Origin of the sequence: Citrobacter sp. Cpo069, from assembly GCF_030332785.1 — a bacterium.
GTDB lineage: Bacteria > Pseudomonadota > Gammaproteobacteria > Enterobacterales > Enterobacteriaceae > Citrobacter > Citrobacter portucalensis.
The window spans coordinates 506,002-524,173 of record NZ_JAOWHD010000042.1; the positions used below are offsets into that span (position 1 = coordinate 506,002).

An 18,172-nucleotide genomic window follows, 5' to 3' on the forward strand; every position below is an offset into this window, starting at 1 on the left:
TGTCTCAACTGGTAGAAATTTACTATTTCACAGATTAATAACTAACCAGCAACATCCTTAAGGTACAAAAAAAGAAGGTCAATACATCTTAGCTTTCAGGATTAAAAAATATGACCACACCCTCAAATTTAGACATCTACCAACTGATCGACACGCAAAACGGTCGCGTAACCCCACGAATTTATACCGACCCTGAAATTTACCAACTGGAGCTGGAACGCATCTTCGGACGCTGCTGGTTATTTCTCGCCCACGAAAGCCAAATCCCCAAACCCGGTGATTTTTTTAACACCTACATGGGCGAGGATGCAGTTGTGGTGGTTCGCCAGAAAGACGGCAGCATCAAAGCGTTTCTCAACCAGTGTCGCCACCGCGCAATGCGCGTCAGCTACGCCGACTGCGGCAATACCCGCGCTTTCACCTGCCCGTATCACGGCTGGTCGTACGGCATAAACGGCGAGCTGATCGACGTTCCGCTGGAACCGCGCGCCTACCCGCAAGGGCTGTGCAAATCGCACTGGGGGCTGAACGAAGTTCCTGGCGTAGAGAGCTACAAGGGACTGATTTTCGGCAACTGGGATACCTCCGCGCCTGCGCTGCGCGATTATCTCGGCGACATCGCCTGGTATCTCGACGGTGTGCTGGATCGTCGTGAAGGCGGCACCGAAATCGTCGGTGGCGTACAAAAGTGGACCATTGATTGTAACTGGAAATTCCCCGCCGAACAGTTTGCCAGCGACCAGTATCACGCGCTGTTCAGCCATGCCTCGGCCGTGCAGGTGCTGGGGGCAAAAGACGACGGCAGCGGTAAACGCCTGGGCGACGGACAAACCGCCCGCCCGGTGTGGGAAACCGCCAAAGACGCACTACAGTTCGGTCAGGATGGGCACGGTAGCGGATTTTTCTTTACCGAAAATCCTGATGCCAACGTCTGGGTCGACGGCGAAGTCTCCAGCTATTACCGCGACACCTACGCGGAAGCCGAGCAGCGTCTGGGTAAAGTTCGCGCCCTGCGTCTGGCCGGTCACAACAACATTTTCCCAACGCTTTCCTGGCTCAACGGTACTGCCACCTTAAGGGTCTGGCATCCGCGCGGGCCGGATCAAGTTGAAGTATGGGCATTCTGTATTACCGATAAAGCCGCCTCTGATGAAGTGAAAGCTGCGTTTGAAAACAGCGCCACGCGCGCCTTTGGCCCCGCCGGATTCCTGGAGCAGGACGACTCGGAAAACTGGTGTGAAATTCAAAAACTGCTGAAGGGTCACCGCGCACGCAACACCAAGTTGTGTCTGGAAATGGGGCTGGGCCAGGAGAAACGTCGTGAAGACGGCATTCCGGGGATCACCAACTACATCTTTTCGGAAACCGCCGCGCGCGGCATGTATCAGCGCTGGGCCGATTTACTCAGCAGCGAAAGCTGGCAGGAAGTGCAGGAAAAAACCGCCGCTTACCAGCAGGAGGTGATGAAATGAGCACCTTCGTTTCTCAGGAACTACACCACCGCATTACACAGTTTCTCTACCATGAAGCCAGCCTGCTGGATGACTGGAAGTTTCGTGACTGGCTGGCACAACTGGATGAAGACATTCGCTACACCATGCGTACGACGGTCAATGCCCAGACGCGCGATCGTCGCAAAGGCGTGCAGCCGCCGACCACCTGGATTTTCAACGACAACAAAGACCAGCTCGAACGTCGTATCGCGCGGCTGGAAACCGGCATGGCCTGGGCGGAAGAGCCACCGTCGCGTACCCGGCACCTGATCAGCAACTGCCAGGTCAGTGAAACTGGGGTTCCCGACGTCTTTGCCGTGCGCCTTAATTATCTGCTGTATCGCGCGCAAAAAGAGCGCGATGAAACCTTTTACGTCGGCATGCGCATAGACAAAGTGCGCCGTTTGCCGGGCGATGAGTGGCGCTTACTGGAGCGTGAGATCGTGCTGGATCAAGCGGTGATCACCTCCCATAACCTGAGTGTACTGTTCTGATGAGTCGTGTTTATGCCTGCCCCGTAGGGGATTTGCCGGAGGGTGAAGCGCTCCGGCTTGATACCTCGCCCGTCATCGCGCTGTTCAACGTTGGCGGCGAGTTCTATGCCATTAACGATCGCTGTAGCCACGGTAACGCCTCGATGTCGGAAGGCTATCTGGAAGACGACGCTACGGTGGAATGCCCGCTGCATGCCGCCAGTTTTTGCCTGAAAACCGGCAAGGCGTTGTGCTTACCCGCCACCGACGCGCTCACCACCTACGCGGTATATGTAGACGGTAGCGATGTGTTTGTTGATATTCCAGAGGACGCAAGATGAGCGATTTACGCGATAACGTGGTCTTTATCACCGGCGGCGGCTCCGGTCTTGGTCTGGCACTGGTCGAGCGTTTCATCGAAGAAGGTGCGCGGGTCGCCACGCTGGAGCTGTCGCCAGCTAAAGTTGCCAGCCTGCGTCAGCGCTTTGGCGAACATGTGCTGGCAATCGAAGGCAACGTCACCTGCTACGCCGACTATCAGCGCGCGGTAGATCAAATCCTGACGCATTACGGTACGCTGGACTGTTTTATCGGAAATGCGGGGATATGGGATCACAACGCCTCGTTGGTCAATACGCCTGCGGATGCGCTGGAGAGCGGCTTTCATGAGCTGTTTAACGTCAACGTGCTGGGCTATCTGCTGGGCGCGAAAGCCTGTGCCCCTGCACTTATCGCCAGCGAAGGCAGCATCATCTTTACCCTATCCAATGCGTCGTGGTATCCCGGCGGCGGCGGCCCGCTGTATACCGCCAGCAAACATGCGGCTACCGGGCTGATTCGCCAGCTGGCATACGAGCTGGCACCAAAGGTTCGTGTTAACGGTGTCGGTCCATGCGGTATGGCGACAGATCTACGCGGCCCGCAGGCGCTGGGACAAAACGATACATCGATTATGCAGTCGCTGACGCCGGAAAAAATCGCCGCTATTTTGCCACTACAATTTTTCCCGGAGCCGGCGGATTTTACCGGCCCGTATGTGATGCTGGCGTCAAAGCGCAACAACCGCACATTGAGCGGCGTGATGATCAATGCCGACGCCGGTCTGGGGATTCGCGGTATTCGTCACGTCGCCGCCGGACTGGATCTCTGAGGAGGCGTTATGAACCCAAAAACTATTGCTATCGTCGGCGGCGGTCAGGCGGCGGCTATGGCTACCGCTGCACTGCGCCAACAAGGTTTTGACGGCGAATTACACCTGTTTTCCGATGAGCAGCATCTGCCCTATGAACGCCCACCGCTCTCCAAAGCGATGCTACTGGACGACAATCCGCAACTTCAGCCGATACTCCCCGCTGACTGGTGGCGGGAACACAACGTACAGCTGCATCTGGGGGTTACTGTGCAGACGCTCGGCCGCCAAACGCATCAGCTGGTGCTGGCTAATGGGCAGAGTTATCCATGGGATCGGCTACTGATTGCGACGGGCGCTGCGGCACGCCCCCTTCCGCAACTGGATAAGCTGGGCGATCGTTGCTTCACCCTGCGCCACGCGGGCGATGCCGAGCGCCTGCGCGACAATTTATTGCCGGGCAAGTCGATTGTCATTGTCGGTGCGGGCACCATTGGTCTGGAACTGGCGGCCAGCGCGACTCAACGCGGCTGTCAGGTGACGGTGGTGGAGCTGGCGCCAACGGTTATGGGCCGCAACGCGCCTGCTCCGGTGCGCGACTACCTGCTAGCCCGCCACCAACTTGCGGGCGTGCGGGTACTGCTTAACAGCGCTATTGAGCATGCCGAAGCGGGAGAGTGTCTCTCGCTCATGCTGCAAAACGGCGAAACTCTCACCGCTGATGCGGTGATCTATGGCATTGGTATTGTGGCGAACGATATGCTGGCCCGCGAAGCGGGGCTGGAGACGGCGAACGGCATTATCGTTGATGCCGCCTGCACCACCTCCGATCCCGCGATTTTCGCCGCCGGTGACGTAGCGATAACGCGCCAGGCTGACGGTTCGTTAGTACGCGTGGAAAGCTGGGAAAACGCCAATTTTCAGGCACAGGTTGCCGCCGCCGCGATGCTCAATCAACCGCAGCCAGCAGCAACGCCGGGCTGGTTCTGGACCGATCAGTACCGTGATAATCTACAGTTTGTCGGCGAAATGCAGGGTGAGAACTGGCTCCTACGCGGCGATCCTGATGCGCAGAAAGCAATATGGTTTAACCTACAGGATGGCGTGATTGTCGGCGCAGTAACGTTGAATCAGGGTCGAGAAATACGTTTATTGAGAAAATGGATTCAGGCAAAGAAAAAGCCGCCAGTGGCGACTTTAATCGATGAAACAATCTTGCTTAAGTCAATATAACTGCCGGATGGCACTTCGTTTATCCGGCCTACATGTGAGTTACCTGTAGGCCGGAAAAGGTGTTTACACCACCATCTGGCAATCCGTATTACTTACGCGTAAACCGGGAAACGTGCACAGATATCCAGCACTTTACCTTTGACGCGCTCGATAACAGCTTCGTCATTGATGTTGTCCAGAACGTCACACATCCAGCCAGCCAGCTCTTTCACTTCCGATTCTTTAAAGCCACGGCGAGTCACAGCCGGAGAACCGATACGGATACCGGAAGTCACAAACGGGCTCTTCGGATCGTTCGGTACGCTGTTTTTGTTAACGGTGATGTTAGCACGGCCCAGCGCGGCGTCAGCTTCTTTACCGGTCAGGTTTTTATCAACCAGATCCAGCAGGAACAGGTGGTTTTCAGTACCGCCAGAAACCACTTTGTAGCCACGGTTCAGGAACACTTCCACCATCGCTTTGGCGTTTTTGGCAACCTGCTGTTGGTAAACCTTGAACTCAGGCTCCATCGCTTCTTTCAGCGCCACAGCTTTCGCCGCGATCACGTGCATCAGCGGGCCGCCCTGCGCGCTTGGGAACACAGCAGAGTTCAGTTTTTTGTACAGCTCTTCGTCACCGCCTTTCGCCAGGATCAGGCCACCGCGTGGACCCGCCAGGGTTTTGTGGGTGGTGGTGGTCACAACGTGTGCGTGTGGAACCGGGTTCGGATAAACGCCTGCGGCAATCAGACCCGCAACGTGCGCCATATCGACGAACAGGTATGCACCGATGCTGTCGGCGATTTCACGCATTTTTGCCCAGTCAACAACGCCGGAGTAAGCAGAGAAGCCACCGATGATCATCTTCGGTTTGTGCTCTTTGGCCTGCTTCGCCATGTCTTCGTAGTCAATTTTGCCGGACTCATCAATACCGTAAGGGATGATGTTGTACAGTTTGCCGGAGAAGTTAACCGGGGAGCCGTGAGTCAGGTGGCCGCCTTGTGCCAGGTTCATACCCAGAACGGTATCGCCCGGTTGCAGCAGAGCGGTGTAAACAGCAAAGTTAGCCTGAGAGCCGGAGTGCGGTTGTACGTTAGCGTAGTCAGCGCCAAACAGCTCTTTTGCGCGATCGATAGCCAGTTGCTCAACGATATCAACGTACTCGCAACCGCCGTAGTAGCGCTTGCCCGGATAACCTTCAGCATATTTGTTGGTCAGCTGAGAACCCTGCGCCTGCATAACACGCGGGCTGGTGTAGTTTTCGGAGGCGATCAGTTCGATGTGCTCTTCCTGACGTACTTTTTCCTGCTCCATAGCCTGCCACAGTTCGGCATCATAATCGGCAATGTTCATTTCACGCTTTAACATCCGCATCTCCTGACTCAGCTAACAATAAAATTTTCGGCCTTAAAAGGCGGTCCGTAGGACAACGGCGAACAGTATAACCGAATCATTCTTCGATAACAGGTCTTGACAAAGGATTTTACGCAAACGATTACCTTCAAGGTACGCAAGGCTTTGGAGAACAAAGGTCTGCTGAATTTCAACGGATTTCTTTTCAGGTTTGTGATGCAGATTTTTCACGATGTAACCTTTACAACGCAAAGTTACAAAGAACCATTTACAATGCAGGGGTATTTTTTATAAGATGCATTTGACATACATCATTAAAGTCTCAGATAAAGGAAGACCGTATGCTTGACGCACAAACCATCGCTACAGTGAAAGCCACCATTCCCCTGCTGGTTGAAACAGGCCCGAAGCTGACCGCCCATTTCTACGACCGCATGTTTACGCATAACCCAGAGCTGAAAGAAATCTTCAACATGAGTAATCAGCGTAATGGCGATCAGCGTGAAGCGCTGTTTAATGCTATTGCCGCGTATGCCAGCAATATCGAAAATCTGGCGGCACTGTTGCCGGCTGTTGAGAAAATCGCACAGAAGCATACCAGCTTCCAGATTAAACCCGAGCAGTACAACATCGTGGGTGGCCATTTACTGGCAACGCTGGACGAAATGTTCAGCCCAGGCCAGGAAGTTCTGGATGCGTGGGGCAAAGCATACGGCGTGCTGGCGAACGTTTTCATCAACCGTGAAGCGCAAATCTACAGCGAAAATGCCAATAAAAATGGCGGCTGGGAAGGTACCCGTCCTTTCCGTATCGTGGCAAAAACCCCACGCAGTGCACTTATCACCAGCTTTGAATTTGAACCTGTCGACGGTGGCGCAGTAGCTGAATATCATCCGGGGCAATATCTGGGCGTCTGGTTAAAGCCGGAAGGTTTCCCGCATCAGGAAATTCGTCAGTACTCACTGACCCGTAAACCCGATGGCAAAGGCTACCGTATTGCGGTTAAGCGTGAGGACGGTGGTCAGGTTTCAACCTGGCTGCACAACCATGCGAATGTTGGCGACGTTGTTCACCTGGCCGCACCTGCGGGCGATTTCTTTATGGACGTTGCGACCGACACCCCGGTATCTCTGATCTCCGCGGGCGTGGGACAAACCCCAATGCTGGCGATGCTGGATACGCTGGCAAAAGCGCAGCATACGGCGCAGGTTAACTGGTTCCATGCGGCAGAAAATGGTGACGTGCATGCCTTCGCTGATGAAGTCAACGAACTCGGCAAAACGCTGCCACGCTTTAGCGCACACACCTGGTATCGTGAGCCAACCGAAGCCGATCGTGCGAAAGGTGCCTTTGATAGCGTAGGTCTGATAGATTTGAACAAACTGGAAAGCGCAATCAGCGATCCGGCGATGCAGTTTTATCTGTGCGGTCCGGTTGGTTTCATGCAGTTCGCCGCGAAGCAGCTGGTCGGTCTGGGCGTGAAAAACGAGAACATTCATTACGAGTGCTTTGGCCCGCACAAAGTCTTGTAATGTGTTACGCAAGTAGGCCGGATAAGGCGTTTACGCCGCCATCCGGCAATCACTCTGCCTGATGCGCTACGCTTATCAGGCCTACAAATCAACGGCGCGGCTTAGATTGCCGCGTCGTCTTCTTCACCGGTACGAATACGAATAACGCGTGCCACGTCGAAGACAAAAATCTTACCGTCACCGATCTTGCCGGTCTGGGCAGTACGGATAATGGTGTCGACGCAGGTATCGACGATGTCGTCGGTAACCACAATTTCAATTTTTACCTTCGGCAGAAAATCCACCATATATTCCGCACCACGGTACAGCTCGGTATGGCCTTTCTGACGGCCAAAACCTTTCACTTCTGTCACAGTCATACCGGTAATGCCGACTTCTGCCAGCGCTTCGCGGACGTCGTCCAGCTTGAAGGGTTTAATAATCGCATCAATCTTTTTCATGCTATTCCTTGAAAAGGTCGCCTGTCTTTTGATCGAATAAAGCTAACATAATCCGCAGATTTATTCTTTGAAATCGTTTGCATCCAGCTCGTGCCGAGAAAGTAATTTATAGAATTCGGTGCGGTTGCGCCCCGCCATTCTTGCTGCGTGGGTCACATTGCCCTTGGTGATTTGCAGCAGCTTACGCAGGTAGTTGAGCTCAAACTGGTTACGCGCCTCAACAAAGGTCGGCAGCGCGGTGTTTTCCCCTTCCAGCGCCTGCTCCACCAGCGCGTCGCTGATCACCGGCGAAGAGGTCAACGCCACGCACTGCTCAATTACGTTGACCAGTTGACGCACGTTGCCCGGCCAACTGGCGGTCATTAACCGCTTCATGGCATCGGTTGAAAAGGCGCGTACGAACGGTTTGTGCCGTTCAGCAGACTGGCGCAGCAGATGGTTCGCCAGCAGCGGAATATCTTCCGTACGCTCGGCCAGCGCAGGGATCTTCAGGCTCACCACATTGAGGCGATAGTACAAATCCTCGCGAAATTCGCCCCGTGCCATCGCTTTGGGTAAATCGCGGTGGGTCGCAGAAACGATCCGCACATCAATGTCGATATCGCGGTTACTGCCCAACGGTCTGACTTTTCGTTCCTGCAATACGCGCAGCAGTTTCACCTGTAACGGCGCAGGCATATCGCCAATCTCATCGAGAAACAGCGTACCGCCTTCTGCGGCCTGAAACAGCCCTTCACGATTGCTCACCGCACCGGTAAAAGCACCGCGCGCATGACCAAACAGTTCTGATTCCAGCAGTTGTTCCGGCAACGCGCCGCAGTTAATGGCAATGAAAGGTTTTTGGCTGCGTGGGCTGGCGTTGTGAATAGCCTGAGCGAAAACTTCTTTCCCGGTTCCGCTTTGACCGTTGATCAAGACGCTAACGTCCGATTGCGCCACCATCCGCGCCTGTTCCAGCAGGCGTAGCATCAGCGGGCTGCGGGTAACGATAGATTCGCGCCAGCTGTCATCGGTGGCGGGCGCAGACTGTTCCAGCGCCCCGTCAATCGCGTGATATAACGCGTCCTTGTCGACTGGTTTAGTGAGGAAACTGAACACCCCTTGCTGGGTCGCCGCAACGGCGTCCGGGATGGAGCCGTGAGCGGTCAGGATAATTACCGGCATTCCAGGCTGTACTTTCTGGATTTCAGTAAACAGCTGCATGCCGTCCATTTCATCCATACGCAGATCGCTAATAACCAGATCCACTTTTTCACGGTTCAGCACCCGTAACCCTTCCTGCCCACTTTCCGCGGTCACGACACTGTAGCCTTCGCTGGTCAGTCGCATTCCAAGTAATTTCAACAGTCCCGGATCGTCATCCACCAGCAGCAGATGCGCGGGCTTACGGCTTATCATGGTGTAACCTCATCGGCAGACGGCGCTGCGCCTTCTTCGTTATCAGGCGTAGTGAGTTTATCGTTCCCGTGCGGCGCATCAGGATTGTAGTTACCGCCAGGTTTGCGCGTGGAAAGCTGACGCTCAATATCGGTCAGATTCTCCAGCTTGCGGGTCGTGAGATCGAGCTGGGACTGCAAATGCTGTTGCTGTTGGCGCAGCGTATCGAGATCGCTGTCGGACGCCTGCTGGAGCTTACTGTAGCGCATACGCTCTTCGGCAAGCTGCAACTGCAACGTTTGGCTGCTGCGCCAGACCTGATACAGCGGGCGTACCTGCGGCGGAATTTGCGGGCTTAACGCATCGAGGCGCGTAACAACCTCCCGCCTTTCAGGCGGCGTAATGTTGGCATTATCGAGCAGGATCCCACGCCTGAAAGCGCCCTGCCAGGTATCTGTCATCAGGGTGCTGGCTTCACTACGCGCCTGCACCGGCATCAGGCGATTGGCACAATCCATCGCCCGCAGCCAGTACAACGGATTGGTTTCTGTTGACTGGCCAGACAGCGACCAGATATCCGCACAGTCGGTTGCAAGGTAGTCCGCCAGTTGATTAGGCGGAATTTTCTCCTGCGAGGGATCGCCGATAATATGATTCACCGCGTTCGGGACACAACCAACCAGCGCCAGGCACGGCAAGCTTGCGAGGATGACGCGACGAAGAAAATGTCGTTTAAGCATTCGGACAACAACGTATGGCATACTCACCAGACTTAAGTTTATTTTAGTGATTTTTCGCAGCAGCTAGCGGCAGTTCTATGCGAAAACAAACGTTTTGCGCATGGTCATCAACCAGATACAGCTTGCCCCGCATACGGCGGATGCAATCTCTGGCAATGCTTAGCCCCAACCCGCTTCCTTTTACCGCCCCTTTTCGCTGATGACTCCCCTGGAAAAAAGGCTCGAAGATCATGGTCTGTTCTGCTTCTGGAATCGGTGTGCCAGTATTCATTACATCGATGTATACCGTTGAGCCATGCAAACTGCTGCGGATCCAAATGTTACCGGATTCAGCACCATAGTGCACCGCATTGGAATAAAGATTGTCCAGCACGCTCATCAACAGCATCGGTTCTGCCAGGCAGGTGTTCACCGCAAGCGCAACATCAGTATGTATCATTTTGGCGCGAGCAGGCAGGCTATGCGCAGAAACAACGCTTTCCACCAGCGGCGTGATTTCCACACTTTCAAGTTCCACCTCGTCATCAGCCAGCTTGCGGTTGTAATCGAGGAGTTGTTCAATCAGCTTTTGCAGGTTACGGCTGCTGTCATCCAGAATACCGACCACCTCTTTTTGCTCCGGTGTTAACGGGCCAACCACCTGATCGGCCAACAATTCGGTACCTTCGCGCATGCTCGCCAGCGGCGTTTTCAGCTCATGGGAAAGATGGCGTAAAAACTGATGCCGTTGCGACTCAAGCCAGGAGAGGCGTTCGCTTAACCAGATGATACGCTTCCCCACGGATCTCAGCTCCCGTGGCCCGGTAAATAATACGCTATCCCCCAGCGAGCGCCCTTCTCCCAGACAGTTGATCATCCGTTCAATGCCCTTCACCGGACCGATAATCATGCGGGTAAACAGCAAGACCATCGCCAGGCTGACGAGAAACAGCACCAGTGCCTGCCAGCCAAAAAACTGCCCGCGTTCGGCTATTTCCTGCTGTAACTGCTGCCCACGAGAAAAGACCACGGTACGCGTCGCTTGCACCATCTCGGTATTGGCATTGGCGAACGCTTCCAGCCGTGCAGCCGACACACTGTCAGGACCACTGTTTTTACACTGCAACTGCGCGAGATCGTTAAGATCCTGACGCAACGCCTGGTAGAGCTTGGTATCCGGCAACACCCCCGCATGCGCATCCAGCATGTCGCTGTAGCGTTTACGCTGACTTTGGTAGACCCTGGCCAATGTTGGGTCATCAAGCACGCAGTATTGCCGATAGCTGCGCTCCATCTCCAGCGCGACGTTGGTCATCGCCTCGCTGCGTCTGGCATCAATCAGCGTGGTGCGGTTTGTCAGCGCAGCCTGCGCGCTCAGGGCATTCAGACTTTGCCATGCCTGCCAGGCCAGAACTAACAACGGCAGCAGGATAAGCAAGAAGGCCAACGTCACCAATTGACGTAAAGATCGGGGAAAAACTGACCAGCGCTTCAAGGCGTTACTCTCAATGGACAGGAATAGATTGATGCTAACTGAGGGGAACGCCAGATACAACAAAGCCGGGATTAACCCGGCTTTGTTATGGAATAAGGCGGTGCCTAACTCGACGTTTCGCCCGGAGGTTGATATGAGCAATGCTAATATCAGATGTTGGACGGCAGGCACCTTGTTGTGCGTCATTCGAAGTTTATGTAGCACGTCCCGAAGGGGCTGACATAAGAAGGTGAATGAGCCACTGGTTAATATTATGCAGCATCTGTGCCAATATTCAAAACACTTTATTAACACAATGATAAGTATGAAAAATATTATTATTTTCACAAATAACAATTCTGGCTGTTTTTTGTTCTCTCTGTCGCCAATCAGCAACACTTGCAGCACTTAAAAACAAATCCCTATTAAATCAAATAATTAAACGTCTCTTTTTGACGACACCGCAACCCTGCCCATGTCGGCATTTCCCGACACTTTACTTTTAGGTGCAAGCGCTGAGTTTATTGCCGGATGGCGGCGTGAACGCCTTATCCGGCCTACAACCGCATTTTCCCTGTAGGCCTGATAAGCGTAGCGTCATCAGGCGGGTTCCATCCGGCAGACAAAAAAAAGCCCCTCGCGAAGAGGGGCTTGATGACTATTGAGCGAATTAACCGAGCTGTTTACGCGCGTTGCGGAAAATACGCATCCATGGGCTATCCTCGCCCCAGTTTTCCGGGTGCCAGGAGTTGCTCACGGTACGGAACACACGTTCCGGGTGCGGCATCATAATGGTGACGCGACCATTTTCAGTGGTCACTGCAGTAATGCCGTTCGGCGAACCGTTCGGGTTAGCCGGATAGGTCTCGGTCACCTTACCGAAGTTATCAACGTAGCGCAGCGCCACCAGACCTTTACTCTCAAGCTGAGCCAGATGCGCACCGTCACGCACTTCGACACGACCTTCACCGTGAGAAACGGCAATCGGCATCATCGAACCCACCATATCAGCAAGCAGTAAGGATGGGCTTTGCGTCACTTCGACCAGACTGAAGCGGGCTTCAAAACGATCGGAGTGGTTACGTACAAAGCGCGGCCACAGGTCGCTTCCTGGGATTAGCTCACGCAGGTTAGACATCATCTGACAACCGTTACACACGCCGAGTGCCAGCGTTTGCGGGCGATGGAAGAAGGTTTCGAACTCATCACGGACGCGGTTGTTGAACAGAATCGACTTCGCCCAACCTTCACCAGCGCCAAGCACATCGCCGTAAGAGAAGCCGCCGCAGGCCACCAGCGCCTGGAAGTTACCCAGGCCGATACGTCCGCCCAGCAGGTCGCTCATGTGCACATCGATGGCGTCGAAACCCGCACGGTGGAAGGCAGCTGCCATTTCAACGTGGGAGTTCACACCCTGCTCGCGCAGTACGGCCACTTTGGGACGCGCACCGGTGGCGATGTACGGAGCGGCAACATCTTCGTTGATATCAAACGACAGTTTAACGTTGAGACCAGGGTCCGCATCGTTGGTTTTAGCATCGTGTTCTTGATCGGCGCATTCCGGATTGTCACGCAGACGCTGCATCTGCCAGGTGGTTTCCGCCCACCACATACGCAGGGTTGTACGGCTTTCGCTAAACACCGGCTGGCCGTTAGCGGTCAGGGTGAAGCGGTCACCTTCAACGGCTTTACCGAGGAAGTGTACGCAGTCTGCCAGGCCGTGGGTAGCCAGAATCGTTTCCACCGCCTCACGCTCAGCAGCACGAACCTGAATCACCGCACCCAGTTCTTCGTTAAACAGCGCCGCCAGACGATCTTCACCCAGAGAGTGGATATCAGCGTCAATACCGCAGTGACCGGCGAAGGCCATTTCCGCCAGCGTAACCAGCAGACCACCGTCAGAACGGTCATGATAGGCCAGCAGCTTACGCGCAGCGACCAGCGCCTGAATCGCATCGTAGAAGCCTTTCAGTTGCTCAACGTTACGCACGTCGGCAGGCTTATCGCCCAGTTGACGGTAAACCTGCGCCAGCGACGTAGCGCCCAGCGCATTGTGACCAAGACCGAGGTCAATCAGCAGCAGGGCGTTGTCTTCAGTAGACAGCTGCGGGGTAATGGTGTGGCGCACATCTTCTACGCGGGCAAAGGCGGTAATCACCAGCGACAGTGGCGAGGTCATTTCACGCTGCTCGTTACCTTCCTGCCAGCGGGTTTTCATCGACATAGAGTCTTTACCCACTGGAATGGTCAGGCCGAGCGCCGGGCATAGCTCTTCCCCAACGGCTTTTACTGCTTCGTACAGGCCAGCATCTTCACCAGGGTGACCCGCAGCCGCCATCCAGTTTGCCGACAGCTTAATACGTTTGATGTCACCAATCTGCGTTGCCGCAATGTTTGTCAGCGCTTCACCGACCGCCAGACGCGCAGAGGCAGAGAAGTCCAGTAGTGCAACCGGCGCGCGTTCGCCGATAGACATCGCTTCGCCGTAGTAGCTATCGAGGCTTGCGGTAGTGACCGCGCAGTTAGCGACCGGGATCTGCCATGGACCAACCATCTGGTCACGCGCCACCATGCCGGTAACGGTACGGTCACCGATGGTCACGAGGAACGTTTTCTCCGCGACAGTCGGCAGATGCAGCACGCGGTTAACCGCATCTGCAATCGAGATTTCACCACGGTTCAGGGCATCGCCTTTGGCTTTCAGCGTCTGCACATCGCGGGTCATTTTCGGTGTTTTACCCAGCAGCACATCAAGCGGCATGTCGATCGGCTGGTTGTCGAAGTGGCTGTCGCTCAAGGTCAGATGCTGTTCTTCGGTAGCTTCACCAATCACCGCATACGGCGCGCGCTCGCGCTTACACAGTTCGTCAAACAGCGGCAATTGATCGGCAGCAACCGCCAGCACGTAGCGTTCCTGGGATTCGTTACACCAGATTTCCAGCGGGCTCATACCCGGCTCATCGCTGAGGATATCGCGCAGCTGGAACTTACCGCCGCGACCACCATCGCTTACCAGCTCCGGCATAGCGTTAGACAGTCCACCCGCGCCAACGTCATGGATAAACAGAATCGGGTTCGCATCCCCCATCTGCCAGCAACGGTCAATAACTTCCTGGCAACGACGTTCCATTTCCGGGTTGTCACGCTGTACGGAAGCGAAATCAAGATCGGCATCAGACTGGCCGGAAGCCATAGAGGAGGCTGCCCCGCCGCCAAGGCCAATGTTCATTGCCGGGCCGCCTAGGACGATAAGCTTAGCGCCAACGACGATCTCGCCCTTCTGCACGTGATCGGCACGGATGTTACCGATCCCGCCTGCCAGCATGATCGGTTTATGGTAACCGCGCAGCTCTTCGCCGTTGTGGCTGTTGACCTTTTCTTCATAGGTACGGAAGTAGCCAGTCAGCGCCGGACGACCAAATTCGTTGTTAAACGCCGCACCGCCCAACGGACCTTCGGTCATGATATCAAGCGCGGTAACAATACGGTCCGGCTTACCGAAGTCTTCTTCCCACGGCTGTTCAAAGCCAGGAATACGCAGGTTGGAAACGGAGAAACCCACCAGCCCGGCTTTCGGTTTTGCACCGCGACCTGTTGCGCCCTCGTCGCGGATTTCGCCACCGGAGCCGGTTGCAGCACCTGGCCACGGAGAGATAGCCGTCGGGTGGTTGTGAGTTTCAACCTTCATCAGGATGTGGGCTGGTTCCTGATGGAAATCGTAGCGGCCGGTTTTGTGGTCGGCAAAATAGCGGCCCACTTCAGAGCCTTCCATTACCGCAGCGTTGTCTTTATAGGCAGACAGCACGTGGTCCGGCGTGGTTTCGAAGGTATTCTTGATCATCTTGAACAGCGACTTCGGCTGCTGTTTACCATCGATAACCCAGTCGGCGTTAAAAATCTTGTGGCGGCAGTGCTCAGAGTTGGCCTGCGCAAACATGTATAGTTCAATATCGTTCGGGTTACGCCCCAGTTTAGTGAACGCATCCTGCAGATAGTCAATTTCGTCTTCCGCCAGCGCCAGACCCAGACGCAGGTTAGCGTCGATCAGCGCCTGACGCCCCTCACCCAGTAGATCAACGCTGGAGACCGGCGCCGGTTGGTGATGGGCAAACAGTTTTTCGGCATCGTTCAGCGCAGAGAAAACCGTTTCCATCATGCGGTCGTGCAGTTCGTCGGCCACCATCTGCCATTGCTCAGCGGTCAGCGTAGAGGCTTCTACATACCAGGCAATGCCACGTTCCAGGCGGCTAATCTGGTGCAGACCGCAGTTGTGGGCAATATCAGTCGCTTTAGAAGACCACGGGGAGATGGTGCCTGGGCGAGGCGTAACCAGCAGCAGTTTGCCTTCCGGGGCGTGGCTTTGCAGAGCAGGACCATATTTCAGCAGGCGTGCAAGCTGCGCGTGCTCATCTTCATTTAACGGTGCATTCAGATCGGCAAAATGGACGTACTCGGCGTAAATGTTGTGGACCTGGAGGTTGGCAGCCTGAAAACGTGCCAGCAGTTTGTTAATACGGAATGCAGACAGTGCAGGTGAACCACGCAGAATTTCCATCATAAGTCTCTCGTCTTCTAAGCTTTCGGTGTGCCCAAGTGGGGGAAACGGGCGTCATTATAAAGAATCTACCGCGCCGACGAAACCGTTTGCGTCGAAATAAAATCACGACCGTCACTTATCATCAAATGCGGTCAGATTTCTGAATAAGTTGCCAACTGACGCAAGTTTAAGCAAAATGCCGTTCATTAATGACGACTTCACTTCTTAATCAACACCACAACAGACAGAGACAACGTACGGTTCAGAGAATTAACTAATTGAAAAAATTAAAGATTAATTATCTGTTCATCGGCATATTGACGCTGTTGTTGGCAGCGGCCCTTTGGCCATCTATCCCCTGGTTCGGTAAAGCCGAAAATCGTATCGCCGCCATTCAGTCGCGGGGAGAGCTGCGCGTCAGTACCATCGACTCACCGTTAACTTACGCGACCCTCAACGGCAAAAAATTCGGCCTGGATTATGAACTGGCCCAGGAATTTGCCGACTACTTAGGCGTGAAGTTAAAAGTTACCGTACGCCAGAACATCAGCCAGCTTTTTGACGACCTGGATAACGGCAATGCCGACCTGTTAGCCGCTGGTCTGGTCTATAACAGCGAGCGGGTGAAAAATTACCAGCCAGGCCCGACCTATTATTCGGTTTCACAACAGCTGGTGTACCGGGTTGGGCAATACCGCCCGCGCACACTTGCCACCGTGAACGAAAACCAACTGACTATCGCCCCGGGGCACGTGGTGGTTAATGACCTCCAGCAGCTAAAAGAGAAAAAATTTCCCGATCTGAGCTGGAAAGTCGATGACAAAAAGGGCACCACCGAACTGCTTGATGATGTAATCGCCGGAAAGCTGGATTACACCATTGCCGATTCTGTCGCCATCAGCTTATATCAACGCGTGCATCCTGAGCTGGCCGTAGCGCTCGACGTCTCTGACGAACAACCGGTGACATGGTTTAGTCGGCTGGACGATGACAACACGCTGTCTGCCGCCCTACTGGATTTCTTCAACACTATGAATGAAGACGGTTCTCTGGCACGGCTGGAAGAGAAATATCTCGGGCATGGCGATGATTTTGACTATGTCGATACCCGCTCCTTTTTACGTGCCGTAGACAGCGTGTTGCCGGACCTCAAGCCGCTGTTTGAGAAATATGCGCAAGAGATAGACTGGAGACTACTGGCCGCTATCTCATATCAGGAATCACACTGGGACGCGCAGGCCACCTCTCCAACCGGCGTACGCGGGCTGATGATGTTGACCAAAAATACCGCTCAGAGTCTCGGGCTGACCGACCGTACCGATGCCGAACAGAGTATCAGCGGCGGCGCGCGATACTTGCAGGATATGATGAGTAAAGTACCGGATACCGTCCCCGAAGGAGAACGCATCTGGTTTGCCCTTGCAGCCTATAACATGGGTTATGCGCACATGCTGGATGCGCGGGCGCTGACGGTGAAAACCAAAGGCAATCCGAACAGTTGGTCTGACGTAAAACAGCGATTACCGCTGCTCAGCCAAAAACCGTATTATAACAAGTTGACCTATGGCTATGCGCGCGGCCACGAAGCTTACGCCTATGTGGAAAATATCCGTAAGTACCAAATTAGCCTGGTGGGATATCTGCAAGAGAAAGAAAAACAGGCGCTAGAAACGCAGCAACTGGCGCAGGATTACCCGACGGTGACGCCCGCAGAACTATTAGGTAAAGAGAAATTCCCGCTTTCGGCGTTTCTGTCTCAAACGTCGTCAAACTACCTGACGCACTCCCCTTCCCTGCTGTTTTCACCGCATAAAAAAGAGGAGAAGTAGTCTTGTACGCCTGATAAGCGCACTGCCATCAGGCTGAGAGTTACTGATTAGCGGATTTTTTCAGGGCCTTGATTTCCTGCCGGCGCATGCGGAAAAAATCACTGAGCAACGTGGCACATTCATCCCGCAGTACCCCCTCTGTCACTTCAACCCGATGATTCATTCCAGGGTGATGCAGTACATCCATTAATGACCCGGCAGCGCCCGTTTTCGCATCGCGCGCACCAAAAACGACCCGACCGATACGGCTGTGCACCATCGCGCCAGCGCACATCACGCACGGTTCCAGAGTGACGTACAGCGTGGCATCTAACAGGCGGTAGTTTTGCAGCACCAGGCCGCCCTGACGCAACGCCATAATCTCAGCGTGGGCAGTCGGATCATGATGTCCAATCGGGCGGTTCCAGCCTTCGCCAATCACTCGGTTGTGATGTACCAATACCGCACCCACCGGGACTTCACGCTCATCCCAGGCGCGCTTAGCCAGCGTTAAAGCATGACGCATCCAGTATTCGTGGCTAAATTCAACATCTGACAAAGGGGTAACTCCAGTAATCAAAGCGGGCGCATTATACACGTCATACTTCAAATTGCATGTGCGTTAG

14 protein-coding genes are annotated in these 18,172 nt (G+C 54.5%); 7 read left to right on the forward strand and 7 right to left on the reverse strand.

Going from position 1 to position 18,172, the window contains the following annotated elements; all coding sequences use genetic code 11:
* Positions 1-110 precede the first annotated feature (110 nt).
* Genes hcaE through hcaD form a run of 5 tightly spaced genes read left to right on the forward strand, consistent with a single transcriptional unit; the run spans position 111 to position 4,328 of the window.
* Entirely contained in the window at positions 111-1,472 is a 1,362-nt protein-coding gene (hcaE, locus tag OGY08_RS06840; protein ID WP_125363475.1) for a 3-phenylpropionate/cinnamic acid dioxygenase subunit alpha, read from the forward strand.
* The gene (hcaF, locus tag OGY08_RS06845) at positions 1,469-1,987 is read left to right on the forward strand and encodes a 3-phenylpropionate/cinnamic acid dioxygenase subunit beta (protein ID WP_118262737.1); all 519 of its coding nucleotides are present in this window, start codon (positions 1,469-1,471) and stop codon (positions 1,985-1,987) included. Before hcaE ends, hcaF begins: the two co-directional genes overlap by 4 nt.
* Positions 1,987-2,307, forward strand: coding sequence for a 3-phenylpropionate/cinnamic acid dioxygenase ferredoxin subunit (hcaC, locus tag OGY08_RS06850; RefSeq protein ID WP_032944244.1), 321 nt, complete (start codon positions 1,987-1,989; stop codon positions 2,305-2,307). The genes hcaF and hcaC overlap by 1 nt, the downstream gene beginning before the upstream one ends.
* Positions 2,304-3,116, forward strand: a complete 813-nt coding sequence (gene hcaB / locus OGY08_RS06855; protein WP_048215769.1) for a 3-phenylpropionate-dihydrodiol/cinnamic acid-dihydrodiol dehydrogenase — start codon at positions 2,304-2,306, stop codon at positions 3,114-3,116. Before hcaC ends, hcaB begins: the two co-directional genes overlap by 4 nt.
* A 9-nt stretch (positions 3,117-3,125) precedes the next feature.
* Positions 3,126-4,328, forward strand: a complete 1,203-nt coding sequence (gene hcaD / locus OGY08_RS06860; RefSeq protein WP_125363474.1) for a phenylpropionate dioxygenase ferredoxin reductase subunit — start codon at positions 3,126-3,128, stop codon at positions 4,326-4,328.
* 92 nt (positions 4,329-4,420) lie between these two features.
* Here hcaD and glyA read toward each other — a convergent pair whose 3' ends face one another.
* Positions 4,421-5,674 (reverse strand): serine hydroxymethyltransferase, encoded by a 1,254-nt coding sequence (glyA, locus tag OGY08_RS06865; protein WP_079935298.1) that lies wholly within the window; start codon positions 5,672-5,674, stop codon positions 4,421-4,423.
* Positions 5,675-6,000: 326 nt separating this feature from the next.
* On the opposite strand from glyA, the gene hmpA reads away from it, so the two are divergent.
* A complete protein-coding gene (hmpA, locus tag OGY08_RS06870) occupies positions 6,001-7,191 on the forward strand; it encodes an NO-inducible flavohemoprotein (RefSeq protein ID WP_125363473.1) in 1,191 nt (396 codons plus the stop codon).
* Between the two features lie 101 nt (positions 7,192-7,292).
* Here hmpA and glnB read toward each other — a convergent pair whose 3' ends face one another.
* The 5 genes from glnB to purL form a co-directional block, all read right to left on the reverse strand.
* Positions 7,293-7,631: a nitrogen regulatory protein P-II gene (glnB, locus tag OGY08_RS06875; protein WP_002914032.1), complete on the reverse strand. Its 339-nt coding sequence runs from the start codon at positions 7,629-7,631 to the stop codon at positions 7,293-7,295.
* A gap of 60 nt (positions 7,632-7,691) precedes the next feature.
* Positions 7,692-9,026 (reverse strand): two-component system response regulator GlrR, encoded by a 1,335-nt coding sequence (glrR, locus tag OGY08_RS06880; protein ID WP_304502732.1) that lies wholly within the window; start codon positions 9,024-9,026, stop codon positions 7,692-7,694.
* On the reverse strand, positions 9,026-9,769 hold the full coding sequence (gene qseG / locus OGY08_RS06885) for a two-component system QseEF-associated lipoprotein QseG (protein WP_125363472.1): 744 nt from the start codon (positions 9,767-9,769) through the stop codon (positions 9,026-9,028). The genes glrR and qseG overlap by 1 nt, the downstream gene beginning before the upstream one ends.
* A 22-nt stretch (positions 9,770-9,791) precedes the next feature.
* Positions 9,792-11,222 (reverse strand): two component system sensor histidine kinase QseE/GlrK, encoded by a 1,431-nt coding sequence (gene qseE / locus OGY08_RS06890; RefSeq protein WP_125363493.1) that lies wholly within the window; start codon positions 11,220-11,222, stop codon positions 9,792-9,794.
* Between the two features lie 649 nt (positions 11,223-11,871).
* Positions 11,872-15,759 carry a phosphoribosylformylglycinamidine synthase gene (gene purL, locus OGY08_RS06895; protein WP_125363651.1) on the reverse strand — a complete coding sequence of 1,296 codons (3,888 nt, stop codon included), beginning with the start codon at positions 15,757-15,759 and terminating at the stop codon, positions 11,872-11,874.
* Positions 15,760-16,016: 257 nt separating this feature from the next.
* Here purL and mltF point away from each other — a divergent pair, with 257 nt between their 5' ends.
* Entirely contained in the window at positions 16,017-17,567 is a 1,551-nt protein-coding gene (gene mltF, locus OGY08_RS06900; protein ID WP_008785489.1) for a membrane-bound lytic murein transglycosylase MltF, read from the forward strand.
* 40 nt (positions 17,568-17,607) lie between these two features.
* On the opposite strand, the gene tadA is transcribed toward mltF, so the two are convergent.
* Positions 17,608-18,144 carry a tRNA adenosine(34) deaminase TadA gene (gene tadA, locus OGY08_RS06905; RefSeq protein WP_071941323.1) on the reverse strand — a complete coding sequence of 179 codons (537 nt, stop codon included), beginning with the start codon at positions 18,142-18,144 and terminating at the stop codon, positions 17,608-17,610.
* Positions 18,145-18,172: the final 28 nt, after the last annotated feature.

Bases quoted from the DNA above. Each gene is read 5' to 3' on its own strand.
- purL (WP_125363651.1), bottom strand. From the start codon at position 15,759: ATGATGGAAATTCTGCGTGGTTCACCTGCACTGTCTGCATTCCGTATT.
- hcaE (WP_125363475.1), top strand. From the start codon at position 111: ATGACCACACCCTCAAATTTAGACATCTACCAACTGATCGACACGCAA.
- glyA (WP_079935298.1), bottom strand. From the start codon at position 5,674: ATGTTAAAGCGTGAAATGAACATTGCCGATTATGATGCCGAACTGTGG.
- hcaC (WP_032944244.1), top strand. From the start codon at position 1,987: ATGAGTCGTGTTTATGCCTGCCCCGTAGGGGATTTGCCGGAGGGTGAA.
- hcaD (WP_125363474.1), top strand. From the start codon at position 3,126: ATGAACCCAAAAACTATTGCTATCGTCGGCGGCGGTCAGGCGGCGGCT.
- hmpA (WP_125363473.1), top strand. From the start codon at position 6,001: ATGCTTGACGCACAAACCATCGCTACAGTGAAAGCCACCATTCCCCTG.
- hcaF (WP_118262737.1), top strand. From the start codon at position 1,469: ATGAGCACCTTCGTTTCTCAGGAACTACACCACCGCATTACACAGTTT.
- glnB (WP_002914032.1), bottom strand. From the start codon at position 7,631: ATGAAAAAGATTGATGCGATTATTAAACCCTTCAAGCTGGACGACGTC.
- qseG (WP_125363472.1), bottom strand. From the start codon at position 9,769: ATGCCATACGTTGTTGTCCGAATGCTTAAACGACATTTTCTTCGTCGC.
- hcaB (WP_048215769.1), top strand. From the start codon at position 2,304: ATGAGCGATTTACGCGATAACGTGGTCTTTATCACCGGCGGCGGCTCC.